This window comes from Actinacidiphila acidipaludis (assembly GCF_019890725.1).
Classification (GTDB): Bacteria; Actinomycetota; Actinomycetes; order Streptomycetales; family Streptomycetaceae; genus Actinacidiphila; species Actinacidiphila acidipaludis.
Map to the genome: position 1 here is coordinate 130434 of NZ_JAINZZ010000008.1, position 12652 is coordinate 143085.

A 12652-nucleotide genomic window follows, 5' to 3' on the forward strand; every position below is an offset into this window, starting at 1 on the left:
CATCCAATCAGACCCGCGCACCACGCGGCCGTGCGATGCGCATCAGCACCACGTACAGCAGGAGTGACGAGCCCAGTCCGACCGCCCAGCCGTAGTCGGCCAGGGGTTTGAGGAACGGGATCAGCCCGTGCCGGGGGAAGGGACCGGCGCCGGGCGCGGAGTAGGAGCCGCCGACCGCCAGCACGCCGCCGACGCAGAACGCCGCCACCGCCCGCCAGTTCCAGCCTCCGTGATACCAGTAACGGCCGGCCGGGTCGTACAACTCCCCCAGTTCCAGCCGGGTGCGGCGGATGATCCAGTAGTCGGCGATGAGCACGCCGGCCACCGTGCCGAGGACGCCGCCGACCACCCCGAGCCAGGTGTAGATGTAGAACTGGGGCGTGGAGATGAGCTTCCACGGGAAGAGCAGCACCCCCACCGCGCCGGTGATCAGCGCGCCGGTGCGGAAGTTGACCAGCCGCGGCGCGAGATGCGACAGGTCGTAGGCCGGGGACACCACATTGGCGGCGATGTTGACGGAGATCGTGGCGATCAGCACGGTCAGCAGGGCGTACAGCAGTCCGACGGTGTTGCCGCTCTTGGCGCTCAGCGCCACCGGGTCCCACAAGGTGGTGTCCTTGGCGCCGTACACCGCCTGCGCGCCCGAGGTGACCAGCACCGACAGCAGCGCGAACGCGGTCATGGTGGTCGGCAGGCCGAGCGTCTGCCCCCAGACCTGGGCCCGCTGCCCGGCGCCGAAGCGGGTGAAGTCGGGGATGTTGAGGGACAGCGTCGACCAGAAGCCGATCATGCCCATGAGGGCGGGGAAGAACACCTTCCAGAAGTGGCTGCCCCAGCCGAGTTGGGAGGGCTGGTCGAGCAGCGGGCCGAGGCCCCCTGCCTTCACCGAGATCCAGATCAGCAGCACCACCGCGCCGATCAGGACGAACGGCGCCGCCCAGTTCTCGAACCGCCGCAGGGTCTCCATCCCCCGCGCGATGATGGCGAGTTCCAGGGCCCAGAACAGCACGAAACACAGCCACAGCGGCCACGGGTAGCCGCCGATCCGCTGCTCCGCGGCCCAGTCGCCCGGGAACACCCGGTCCAGCAGGACGAAGATGCCCTGGCCGCCGATCCACGTCTGGATGCCGAACCAGCAGCAGGCGACGGCCGCGCGCACCAGCGCGGGCAGGTTGGCGCCGCGCAGCCCGAACGAGGCGCGGGCGAGGATCGGGAAGGGGATGCCGTACTTGGGTCCGGCGTGCCCGGTGAGGAGCATCGGGACCAGCACGATCACGTTGGCCAGCGCGATGGTCAGGACCGACTGCTTCCAGTCCATGCCGAGCGCGACGAGCCCTGAAGCGAGCGTCCAGGAGGGGATGTTGTGGGCCATGCCGACCCACAGCGCGGTGAAGTTGTAGGTCGACCACGTGCGGTCGGTGACGGGGACGGGCAGCAGGTCGGGATTGGCGTAGGGCCCGGACGGCGGGCCCGCGTCGGCGGGGAGGTCGACGCGGTCGCCCGCCCCTGCGGCTATGGCCATGGACTCACCTCGAATCGGTCATCTCAGAGCGGGGATGACGTGCCGGCCGTACGCGTCGACGGTCGGCTCCTTGGCGTCGTGCATGTCGTACACGGCGAACTGGTCGACGCCCAGGTCGCGCAGGGCCTCCAGCTTGGCCACATGGGCCTGCGGAGGGCCGATCAGGCAGAAGCGGTCGACGATCTCGTCGGGGACGAAGGCGGTGTCGGGGTTCCCGGCCCGACCGTGGTGCGTGTAGTCGTACCCCTGCCGTCGTTCGATGTAGTCGGTCAACTCGTCGGGGACCAGGCCGGAGTGCTCGCCGTAGCGGCCGACGAGGTCGGCGACGTGGTTGCCGACCATGCCGCCGAACCAGCGGCACTGCTCGCGGGCGTGGGCGAGGGCTTCGGGCGAGTCGTCCTCGGTGACGTAGGCGGGCGCCGCGACGCACACCGTGACCGACGCCGGGTCGCGCCCGGCCTTCTCGGCGGCCTCCCGTACCGCCTTGACCATCCACTCGGTGAGGAAGACGTCGGCGAGCTGGAGGATGAAGCCGTCGGCCTTCTCCCCGGCCAGCGCGAGGGCCTTGGGGCCGTAGGCGGCCATCCACACCGGCAGCCGGCCGTCCTCCACCCACGGCAGCCGCAGCGGCGTGCCGTCGACGACCGCCTCCCGGCCCTCGGCGAGATCGCGGATGACGCCCATCGCCTCGCCGAGCCGGGCGAGGGAGTTGGGCGGCCGGCCGGCCACGCGCATGGCCGAGTCGCCGCGACCGATGCCGCACACCGTGCGGTTGCCGTACATCGAGTTGAGGGTGGCGAAGGTGGAGGCGGTCACCTCCCAGGTACGGGTGCCGGGGTTGGTGACCATCGTGCCGACGGTGAGCCGTTCGGTGTGGTCGAGGATCCGGCTGTGGATGACGAAGGGTTCCTGCCACAGCACGGCGGAGTCGAAGGTCCAGCCGTGGGTGAAGCCGTTGCGCTCGGCGCGCTGCATCAGGGCGACGACGTCCGAGGCGGGCGGATCGGTCTGCAGCACGAGGCCGAAGTCCATGGCACCGCTCCTTTGGGGTCCTTAGGCGAGGTAGCTGGAGAGTCCGCGCGGTACGTACTGCCCGTGCCCGGCGTGACCCACGTAGGCGCCGTCGTCGATCACCGTGACGCCGCGCGACAGCACGGTGTGCACCCGGCCGGTGAGCCGTTTGCCCTCGTAGGCGCTGTAGTCGACGTTCATGTGGTGGGTCTGCGCGGACACCACCTGTTCCGCGTGCGGGTCGTAGATCACCACGTCGGCGTCGGCGCCGGGGGCGAGCGTGCCCTTGCGCGGGTACAGGCCGAACATGCGGGCCGGGGCCGCGCAGGCGATCTCGATCCAGCGCCGGCGGCTGATGTGCCCGTCGACGACGGCCTGGTGCAGCAGGTCCATCCGGTTCTCCACCCCGGGAAGGCCGTTGGGGATCTTGGAGAAGTCGCCCCGGCCCATGTCCTTCTGCCCGGCGAAGCAGAACGGGCAGTGGTCGGTGGACACCACCTGCAGGTCGTTGGTGCGCAGGGCCTGCCAGAGCGCGGCCTGGTGCTCGCGCGGGCGCAGCGGGGTGCTGCAGACGTACTTGGCGCCCTCGAAGTCCGGCTCGGCGAGGTTGTCGGTGGACAGGAACAGGTACTGCGGGCAGGTCTCGCCGAAGACCGGCAGGTCCTTGTCGCGGGCGGCGGCGAGTTCCGCGACGGCCTGCTCGGCGGAGACGTGCACCACGTACAGCGGTGCCCCGGCGACCCGGGCCAGCTGGATCGCCCGGTGGGTGGCCTCGGCCTCCAGCAGGGCGTGCCGGACCTCGCCGTGGTAGCGCGGGTCGGTCCTGCCCTCGGCCAGCGCCTGCTGCACCAGGACGTCGATGGCGATGCCGTTCTCGGCGTGCATCATGATCAGCCCGCCGTTGCCGGAGGCGCGCTGCATGGCCCGCAGGATCCGGCCGTCGTCGCTGTAGAACACGCCGGGGTAGGCCATGAACAGCTTGAAGCTGGTCACTCCCTCCTCGATCAGGACGTCCATCTCCTTGAGCACCGACTCCGTGACGTCGGCCATGATCATGTGGAAGCCGTAGTCGATGGCGCACTGCCCGTCGGCCTTGCCGTGCCAGGTGTCGAGTCCCGAGCGCAGCGACTCCCCGACGGTCTGCACCACGAAGTCCACGATGGTGGTGGTGCCGCCCCAGGCCGCCGCCCGGGTGCCGGTCTCGAAGGTGTCGGAGGCGAAGGTGCCGCCGAAGGGCATCTCCATGTGCGTGTGGGCGTCGACGCCGCCCGGGATGACGTACTTGCCGGTGGCGTCCACCGCCTCGGCGTCGGTCCAGGCGCGGGCGGCCGACGAGTCGGAGGCGGCGACCGCGGCGATCCGGCCGTCCTCGATGAGGACGTCGGCGTGCACCTCGTCGGAGGCGGTGATGACCAGGCCGCCGCGGATGACCTTGCGCGAACTCATACGGCGGTTCCTTCCATCGTGGACTGGGCGTGTTTCAGGGCCGCCGCCAGCGCTTCGGCGCCCTCCTCCGCCTCGGCGACGGTCAGCGACAGCGGCGGGGCGATGCGCAGCGCGTTGCCGGCGCGGCCGCCCTTGCCGATGAGCACGCCCTGCTCGCGGGCGGCCTCCAGGACCAGACTCGCGGCGGTGGCCGACGGGGTGTCGGTGCCGGGCTCCACGAGTTCGACGCCGAGCATCAGGCCGCGGCCGCGCACCTCGCGCACGATGTCCAGGCCGGCGGCGATCGACTCCAGCCGGGACCGCAGCATTCCACCGACCCGCCGGGCGTTGCCCTGCAGGTCGTGGTCGATCAGGTAGCCCAGGTTGGCGAGCGCGCCCGCGGTGGTGATCGGGCTGCCGCCGAAGGTGGAGATGGAGTTGGCGCCCAGGCAGTTCATCACCTCGGCGCGGGCCACCACCCCGCCCATGGACAGGCCGTTGCCGACGCCCTTGGCGAAGGTGAGGATGTCCGGCGGCCCGGCCTGGCCGTGCGCCTGCCAGCCCCAGAAGTGCTCGCCCGTGCGGCCCCAGCCGGTCTGCACCTCGTCGGTGATCCACAGGATCCCGTGCCGGTCGAGCACCCGCTTGAAGGCGGCCAGCAGTCCGTCCGGCCCGGAGGTGAACCCGCCGACGCCCTGGATGGGTTCGGCGATGAGCGCCGCGACGGTGCCGCTCGCCTGGCCGAGCATCTCCTCCAGGTCGGCGACGCACGCTGCGGTGAACTCGGCGTCGGACAGGTGCGCGTAGGGCCCGCGGGTGCGCACCCCGCCGTGCACGTACAGGGTCTGCAGCGGCGACAGGCTGGTCGGCGACCACGCGGAGTTGCCGGTGATGCCGATCGCGCTGAAGGACCGCCCGTGGTAGCTGTTGCGCAGCGCCAGGATCTGGTTGGAGCCGCGGTAGGTGGTGGCGAGCAGCAGCGCGGTGTCGTTGGCCTCGGTGCCGGAGGTGGTGAAGAACACCCGGGCGTCGGGGATGCCGGACAACCGGGCGATGTGCTCGGCCAGTTCGACGGCCTGCCGGCTGAGGTAGAGCGTCGAGGTGTGCAGGATCCGCCCGGCCTGCTCGGTGACCGCGGCGGTCACCTCGGGGAGGGCGTGCGCGGTCATCGTGGTGAGGATGCCGCCGAAGAAGTCCAGGTAGCGCCGGCCCTCGGCGTCCCAGACGTGGCGGCCCTCGCCGTGCGTCAGCTCGATGGGCCGGGCGTAGTAGGTGGCCAGCCAGTCGGGCAGGACGGCGCGGTGGCGGGCGTGCAGCGCGGCGTGGGCGCTCTCGGTCTCGGTGGCCATCGGCTCAGGCCCCCGTCAGGTCGCCGTAGGCGTCCGGCCTGCGGTCCCGGTAGAAGGCCCAGGTCTGCCGGACCTCCTCGATGAGGCCGAAGTCCAGGTCGCGGACGAGCAGTTCCTCCTTGGTGTCGGAGGCGGTGCCGTCGACCATCTGGCCGCGCGGGTCGACGAAGTAGCTGGTGCCGTAGAAGTCGTTGTCGCCGTACGGCTCCTGGCCGACGCGGTTGATCGCGGCGATGAAGTACTCGTTGGCGACGGCGGCGGCCGGCTGCTCCAGCTGCCACAGGTAGGCGGACAGGCCGCGGCTGGTGGCCGACGGGTTGTACACCAGCTGGGCGCCGGCCAGGCCCAGGGCCCGCCAGCCCTCGGGGAAGTGCCGGTCGTAGCAGATGTAGACGCCGATCCGGCCGACCGCGGTGTCGAACACCGGCCAGCCCAGGTTGCCGGGCTTGAAGTAGTACTTCTCCCAGAACCCCTTGACCTGCGGGATGTGGTGCTTGCGGTACTTGCCGAGGTACGAGCCGTCGGCGTCGATGACGGCGGCGGTGTTGTAGTAGAAGCCCGACTGCTCGATCTCGAAGACCGGCACGACGATCACCATGCCGGTCTCCCTGGCCAGCGCCTGCATGCGCCGGACGGTCGGGCCGTCCGGGACCGGCTCGGCCCACTTGTAGTGCTCGGCCTCCTGCACCTGGCAGAAGTAGGGGGCGTTGAAGACTTCCTGGAAGCCGATCACCTTGGCACCCTGCGCGGCCGCCGCGCGGGCGTGTTCCTCGTGCTTGGCGATCATCGACTCGGTGTCGCCGGTCCAGGTTGCCTGAACGAGCGCGGCACGAACGACATTGCTCATGAGCAGCTCCTCTGACGTGGCAGCTTCACGTCGGTCCGGTTCTACGCACGTAGATCCCGGTCGTGGGGAAGAACGTAGAAGCGCGGGTCCCACTCTGACAAGAGTCCCGCCGTTACCGCCCCAAGACGTTTCGGTTTCCGCCCGGCCCACCCGTTCGCGTGCACACTCGCAAGGCAAACTTGCAAGTCTTCCTGTCGAAGTCGTAGCGTGAAGGGGTGCCCGACGAGACCCCGCACCGCACCGCGGACGAGCTGACGACCGTGATGGCGCAGCTCACCCGCCGGTTGCGGGCTGCCTCCGCGCAGGAGGAACTGACCCCGTCGCAGACCTCGGTGCTGGGCCGGCTGAGCCGGGAGGGGCCGGCGACGACCGCGGCCCTGGCCCGCAGCGAGCTGGTCCGCCCGCAGTCGATGCGGCTGACGCTCGCCGCCCTGGAGGAGCGCGGTCTCATCGCGCGCACCCCCGACCCCAGCGACGGCCGGCAGGTCGTCTTCTCGCTGACCGAGGCCGGCGTACGGCTGCACGGCGCCGGGCGCCGCAACCGCCGCAGCTGGCTGGCCGACGCGATCGAGGGCGAGCTGAACCCCGACGAGCAGCAGGCGCTGGCCGCGGCGGTCCCGCTGCTGCAGCGCCTGGTGGCCTGGTGACCCGGCAGGCCGCGCAGCACACGCGCACCACCGCCGGGTCCGGACCGGACGGCGCCCGGGGCGGCTTCGGCCCCAAGCTCGTCGTCCCGCTGATGCTGGGCTCGGTGCTCAACCCGATCAACTCCACGATGATCGCCACGGTCCTGGTCGCGATCGGCGGCACCTTCCACGCCGGCGCGGCCGACACCGCGTGGCTGGTCTCCTCGCTGTACCTGGCGAGCGCGGTGGGGCAGCCGGCCATGGGCCGGCTCGCCGACCGGCTCGGTCCGCGGCGGGTGTTCCTGTCCGGCCTGCTGATCGTCGCCGCCGCGGGCGTGGTGGGCGCGACGGCCCCGGCCCTGACCTGGCTGATCGTCTCCCGGGTGCTGCTCGGTATCGGCACCTCGGCCGCCTACCCGGCGGCCATGGCCCTGCTGCGGGCGCACTCTCAGCGCCTCGGCACCCCCACCCCGCGGCCGGTGCTCGGGCTGCTGTCCCTCGCGGGCCTGTCCAGCGCGGCCATCGGTCCTGTGCTGGGCGGTGTGCTGGCCGCGACCCTCGGCTGGCGCGCGGTCTTCGCCGTGAACGTCCCGCTGGCCGCCGTCGGCTTCGCACTGGCCGCGCTCTGGCTGCCGGACGGACGCGGCCCGGCGCCCGATGAAGCCCCGGCACAACGGGCCGCACACCACTCCGCCGCGCAGGCCGCCGCACACCAGGCCACCGCAGCACGGCCCGCAGCCGCCCCGGGTGCCGCCGTGCCCGCGCCGCGCACCGCGCCGGAGTCCGCCCAACCCCGCGTCACGGGACTCGACCCGGCCGGCCTCGTGCTGTTCGCCGCCGTGCTCACGGCGCTGATGCTCTTCCTGATGCGGCTGGACTCACCGCCGTGGCCGCTGCTCGCCGTCGCCGCGGTGCTGGGCGCCGCCCTCACCCGCTGGGAGCTGGGGCGCAGCTCCCCCTTCCTCGACCTGCGGATGCTCGCCCGCAACCGCGGGCTCTCCCTGACATATCTGCGGCACGGCCTGACCTACCTGGTCATCTACTGCGTGATGTACGGGTACGCCCAGTGGCTGGAGGAGGCGCACGGCATGTCGACCGCCGCCGCCGGCCTGGTGATGCTGCCGATGTCGGTGGCCGCGATGGCGACCTCGCTGCTGGGCGCCAGGACCAAGGGCATCCGGGCACCGCTGACCGTCGCCGGGGTGCTGCTCGTCGCGGGCGGCGGGGTGCTGCTGGTCGCCGGGCACACCACACCGGCGCTCGCGCTCGCCGCGGCCGGGGCGCTGTTCGGGCTGCCGCAGGGCCTTGCGTCCACGGGCAACCAGGCGGCCGTCTACGCGCAGGCGCCGCCGGGTGAGACCGGCAGCGCGGCCGGTCTGCAGCGCACCGCCCAGTACCTGGGCGCGATCACCGCCGCCGCGCTGATCGGCCTGTTCTACGGGCAGCGCGCCACCGACGCCGGTCTGCACGAGATGGCCATGACGGCCGGACTGCTGGCCGTCGCGGTCCTACTGCTCACCGTACTGGACCGGTCACTGCACACCCAGCCCACCCGGACCTGACCGGCCGCCGGTCCCAGCGGTCACGACCGTGGCCCACCCGGTCCCCCGACCCCCACATGCCCCCCACACACCTGTCCCTCTCGGTTCCACCACCCCTCTCACCACCCCTCTCACCACCCCGGAGTGATCCGCACATGAGCGTCACCACCCTCGACCCCCGCACCGCGCTGGTCGTCATCGACCTGCAGCAGGGCATCGTCGGGCTGGACACCGTCCACCCCGCCGCCGACGTCGTCACCCGCAGCGCGGACCTGGCCGCGGCCTTCCGCGAGCGCGGGCTGCCGGTCGTCCTGGTCAACGTCGCCGGGATGGCCCCCGGCCGCACCGACGGCGGCGCGGCCGGCGGCTTCACCCCGCCGGAGGGCTGGGCCGACCTGGTCAAGGAGCTCGACCGGCAGCCCGGCGACCTCACCGTCACCAAGCACCAGTGGGGCGCGTTCACCGGCACCTCGCTGGACATGGACCTGCGCCGCCGCGGCGTGACGCAGATCGTGCTGACCGGCATATCGACCAGCATCGGCGTCGAGTCCACCGCGCGCTTCGCCTACGAGCTCGGTTACCACGTGACCATCGCGACCGACGCGATCACCGACACCGACGCCGAGGCGCACGCCCGCGCCGTCGGCACGATCTTCCCGCGGCTGGCCGAGACGGGCAGCACGGCGGAGATCCTCGCCGCGCTGCCCGTCCTCGCGAAAACCGTCTGACCAGCGGCTTCCACGGCAATGGGCCGGCCGCGAAACCGCGGGTCCGGCCCCTCGCCGTGAACCTGGCCGTGGACCCGGCCCTGGGCCAGGTCGTGAACCTGACCGTGGAGGGGTCTCCTAGGGCGCGGGGCTGACCACCGCGGCGGAGCCGCCCCCGCGGCGCACCGGCTCGGCGGCGGCCAGCCACCGGCCGTCCGGCAGCCGCTGGACGCCGGTGGCCGCGCCGATCTCCGGGTTCTGCGTGAAGTGGTGCCCGATCGCCTCCAGTTGCGCCTTCAGCGGGCTGTCCCACAGGGCCGGTTCGAGCTCGGTGGACGCCGCGTTGCGCTGGCTCGCGCGGGGCGCGGCGATGGCGTCGACCAGCGGCAGCCCGCGGTCCACGTGCTCGGTGAGCACCTGGAGGACCGTGGTGATGATGGTCGCCCCGCCCGGCGAGCCGAGCGCGAAGTCCGGCCGGCCGTCCTTCAGCACGATCGTCGGCGAGATCGACGAGCGCGGCCGCTTCCCGGGGCCCGGCAGGTTCGGGTCGTGCACGGCCGGGTCGGCGGGCACGAAGGAGAAGTCGGTCAGCTCGTTGTTGAGCAGGAAGCCCCGGCCGGGCACGGTGATCGCGCTGCCGCCGGTCTGCTCGATGGTCAGCGTGTAGGCGACGACGTCGCCCCACTTGTCCGCCACGGTCAGGTGGGTGGTGTTGTCGCCCTCGTAGGTGGTCGGCGCCGCGGCGCCGGAACTGCCGCAGGGCACCGGGTGCGCGGGGTCACCGGGGGCCAGCGGGCTGGTGAGCACGGCGTCGTCCTTGATCAGGCAGGCCCGCGAGGCGGCGAACGCCTTGGAGGTGAGCCCGGCCGTGGGCACCTGCTCGAACGCCGGGTCGCCGACCCAGCGGCCGCGGTCGGCGAACGCGATCCGGCTCGCCTCGATGTAGTGGTGCAGGTACTGGACCTGTGAGGCGTCCGCGAGGTCCGTGTGCTCCAGGATGTTCAGCGCCTCGGCGACCGTCGTGCCGCCGGAGGACGACGGCGGCGGCCCGTACACGTCCAGACCCCGGTAGGTGGTGTGCGTGGGGTCCTGCAGCCTGGTCCCGTACGCCGCGAGGTCCGCTGTGGTCATGTCGCCGGTGCGCACCACCCGGGTGGCCGCGGGGTCGACGGGCGGCTTGCGGACCGTGCGCACGATGTCGGCGCCGAGGTCGCCGTGGTAGATCGCCCCGATGCCCTTGGCCTCCAGCTCCTTGTACGTGCGGGCGAGTTCGGGGTTGCGCAGCACCGAGCCGACGGCGGGCGGCTGCCCGCCGGGCAGGAACAGGGCCGCGGTGGCCGGGAAGTCCTTGAAACGGTCCTGGTTGGCGGCGGTCTGCGCGTTGAACGTCGCGTCGACGGTGAAGCCGTCGCGCGCGATGCGTTCCGCGGGCTTGAGCACCTCGCCGAGCGAGCGGGTCCCCCACCGGTCCAGCGCGGTCTGCCAGGTCGCGGCGGTTCCGGGCACGCCCACGCTGCGGCCGCTGGTGACGGCGTCGGCGAAGGCCAGCGGTTTGCCGTTCTCCACGAAGAGCTGGTCGGTGGCGCTGTGCGGCGCGGTCTCCCGGCCGTCGACGGTGAAGACGCGGTGCCGGTGTGCGTCGTAGTAGACGAAGTAGCCGCCCCCGCCGATGCCGGAGGAGTACGGCTCGGTGACGCCGAGCGCGGCCGCGGTGGCCACGGCGGCGTCGACCGCGTTGCCGCCCCGCCGCAGGACCTCGATCCCGGCGGCGGTCGCGTCGGCGTCGACGCTGGACACGGCGCCTCCGTAGCCCACGGCGAGCGGGCTCTTGGCCGGGGTGCCGGGCGCGTGCCGGGCGGACAGGGACTGTGCCGGGGCGGATGCCGGGGCGGACGGGGTCGCGGCGGTGACGGTGCCCGTGCCCGCCAGCGACGCCGCTCCCGCGGCGAGTAACGCGACCCCGCAGGCGATGCGGCGGCGGGTGCGGTGGGGTGTCCGGCGGTCGGGTTTCTGGGACGTCATGGTCTCAGCCTCCACTCGACGAGCGTCCCGGCAGCGTAACGTCGTCGCACCCGTATCGTCAGGCACGCGTCAACATGCGGTGGCGACGCCGCGGTCGAACACCGCTACGATGCCGCGCCATGAGCGACGATCTGCGCAACCTCGTGCTGGCCCTCGCGGCCCTGGTCATCGGCGCGGCCGCCGGCTGGTTCCTGCGCAGCTGGGTGTGGCGGCGCCGGCTGGACCGCAAGCAGCGGTTCTTCGGGCTGCCCAAGGAGTCCGAGTGCCTGCTGGTCGTGCCGCGCGACCCGGGTGTCCGCGGCTGGAGCCTGGCCCGGCACGACGCCTTCGCCCTGCTGGAGCTGGCCGCGGTGATCAAGGAGTGCGGCGCGCACGCGGAGGTCCTGGCGCACGACACCGCCTGGCAGGGCTTCGGCGCCCGCACCGAGTTCTGCATCGGCGGCCCTGCCGCGAATCTGCGGCTGGCCGCGCACCTGCGCTCGATGCTCCCCGGCCTCGAGATCAACACCGACACCGCGAGCGGGCCGGACCAGGGCGCCATCACCGTCGGCGGGGACACCTACCGGCTGGAGAAGGGCGCCGTGGAGTACGTGCTGCTCGCCCGGCTGGCGTCCGCCGGCGACACCGGCAACGACCGGCCGGTCTTCCTGTCCTCGGGCCAGCGCGGCATCGCCAACCAGGCCGCGGTCCGCTACCTGGCCCGCCACCACGTCCGGCTGGCCCGCAAGTACGGCGTGGACGGCACCTTCTGCCTGCTGCTGCGAGTGGTGAACTCCCAGGCCTACGGCTCCGACGTGGTCGAACTGGTCGCCGACGTGACCAAGGCGGCCACCGGCACGCCGAAGATCAGGAGTCAGCGAGACCGATCACCAGCCACATGATCAGCGCCCCGGCCACGGTGAAGATCAGCGTGGTGCGCGACGGATGCGGGCTGTGCGCCTCGGGCAGGATGTCCGACGTGGCCAGGTAGAGCAGGAAACCGGCGAAGAAGCCGAGGTAGAGGCCGAGCACCCCGGACGGGATGGTGAAGCCGAGGGTGATCGCCGCGCCCACCACCGGGGCCAGCGCGTCGGCGCCGAGCAGCAGTTGCGCCCGGCGTCGTTCGTTCCCGTACAGCCGCATGATCGTGTAGGTGTTGAAGCCGTCCGCGAAGTCGTGCGCGACGACCGCGATGGCCACCACGATCCCGACGGTGTCGCCGGCCTGGAACGCGGCGCCGATCGCGAAACCGTCCATGACGCTGTGGCCGACCAGCGCGCCGGCCGCGGCCAGCCCGATGCCCTTGACCGGGTCGTGGGCGTGGCCGTGGACGTGGGTGTGCGAGGCGTACTCGCCCTCGTGGGCGCGGTGGATGGCGACCGAGCGCTCGACGATGTGCAGGGCCAGGAAGCCGGCGACGAACATCAGCAGGGCGGCCGGCACCCCGAACACGTCGTGGCGCTGGTTGTGGAGCGCCTCCGGAAGCAGGTCGAAGCCGACCACGCCGAGCATGAGGCCGGCGGCGAGACCGAGCACGAGATGGCGGCGGTCACCGATGTGTTGTGCGACTACGCCGCCGACGAGGGTCATCGCGAAGGCGCACGCGGCTATCAGGACCGGCAT

At 72.4% G+C, this 12652-nt stretch carries 11 protein-coding genes; 4 read left to right on the forward strand and 7 right to left on the reverse strand.

Annotated elements, in window-relative coordinates:
- Window positions 1–7: 7 nt before the first annotated feature.
- The 5 genes from K7862_RS09990 to K7862_RS10010 are packed head-to-tail and all read right to left on the reverse strand — an operon-like array spanning window position 8 to window position 6154.
- Complete coding sequence (locus K7862_RS09990) at window positions 8–1522, reverse strand: NCS1 family nucleobase:cation symporter-1 (RefSeq protein WP_222962103.1); 1515 nt, start codon at window positions 1520–1522, stop codon at window positions 8–10.
- 18 nt (window positions 1523–1540) lie between these two features.
- Entirely contained in the window at window positions 1541–2554 is a 1014-nt protein-coding gene (locus K7862_RS09995; protein WP_222962104.1) for a TIGR03842 family LLM class F420-dependent oxidoreductase, read from the reverse strand.
- Between the two features lie 21 nt (window positions 2555–2575).
- Entirely contained in the window at window positions 2576–3979 is a 1404-nt protein-coding gene (gene hydA, locus K7862_RS10000; RefSeq protein WP_222962105.1) for a dihydropyrimidinase, read from the reverse strand.
- The gene (locus K7862_RS10005; RefSeq protein ID WP_222962106.1) at window positions 3976–5307 is read right to left on the reverse strand and encodes an aspartate aminotransferase family protein; all 1332 of its coding nucleotides are present in this window, start codon (window positions 5305–5307) and stop codon (window positions 3976–3978) included. Before K7862_RS10005 ends, hydA begins: the two co-directional genes overlap by 4 nt.
- Window positions 5308–5311: 4 nt before the next feature.
- Complete coding sequence (locus tag K7862_RS10010) at window positions 5312–6154, reverse strand: nitrilase-related carbon-nitrogen hydrolase (RefSeq protein WP_222962107.1); 843 nt, start codon at window positions 6152–6154, stop codon at window positions 5312–5314.
- A gap of 215 nt (window positions 6155–6369) precedes the next feature.
- Between K7862_RS10010 and K7862_RS10015 the strand changes: the two genes are divergently transcribed.
- The 3 genes from K7862_RS10015 to K7862_RS10025 all read left to right on the forward strand — a co-directional run bounded on the left by K7862_RS10015 (window position 6370) and on the right by K7862_RS10025 (window position 9049).
- The gene (locus tag K7862_RS10015) at window positions 6370–6801 is read left to right on the forward strand and encodes a MarR family winged helix-turn-helix transcriptional regulator (RefSeq protein ID WP_308011923.1); all 432 of its coding nucleotides are present in this window, start codon (window positions 6370–6372) and stop codon (window positions 6799–6801) included.
- Window positions 6802–6893: 92 nt separating this feature from the next.
- On the forward strand, window positions 6894–8342 hold the full coding sequence (locus K7862_RS10020; protein WP_222962180.1) for an MFS transporter: 1449 nt from the start codon (window positions 6894–6896) through the stop codon (window positions 8340–8342).
- A 134-nt stretch (window positions 8343–8476) separates the two neighbouring features.
- Window positions 8477–9049, forward strand: a complete 573-nt coding sequence (locus K7862_RS10025; RefSeq protein WP_222962108.1) for an isochorismatase family protein — start codon at window positions 8477–8479, stop codon at window positions 9047–9049.
- Between the two features lie 117 nt (window positions 9050–9166).
- Here K7862_RS10025 and ggt read toward each other — a convergent pair whose 3' ends face one another.
- On the reverse strand, window positions 9167–11050 hold the full coding sequence (gene ggt / locus K7862_RS10030) for a gamma-glutamyltransferase (protein ID WP_262412916.1): 1884 nt from the start codon (window positions 11048–11050) through the stop codon (window positions 9167–9169).
- Window positions 11051–11169: 119 nt separating this feature from the next.
- On the opposite strand from ggt, the gene K7862_RS10035 reads away from it, so the two are divergent.
- On the forward strand, window positions 11170–11931 hold the full coding sequence (locus tag K7862_RS10035; RefSeq protein ID WP_222962109.1) for a hypothetical protein: 762 nt from the start codon (window positions 11170–11172) through the stop codon (window positions 11929–11931).
- On the opposite strand, the gene K7862_RS10040 is transcribed toward K7862_RS10035, so the two are convergent.
- A complete protein-coding gene (locus tag K7862_RS10040) occupies window positions 11897–12652 on the reverse strand; it encodes a ZIP family metal transporter (protein WP_222962110.1) in 756 nt (251 codons plus the stop codon). The two genes, K7862_RS10035 and K7862_RS10040, sit on opposite strands and share 35 nt — an antisense overlap.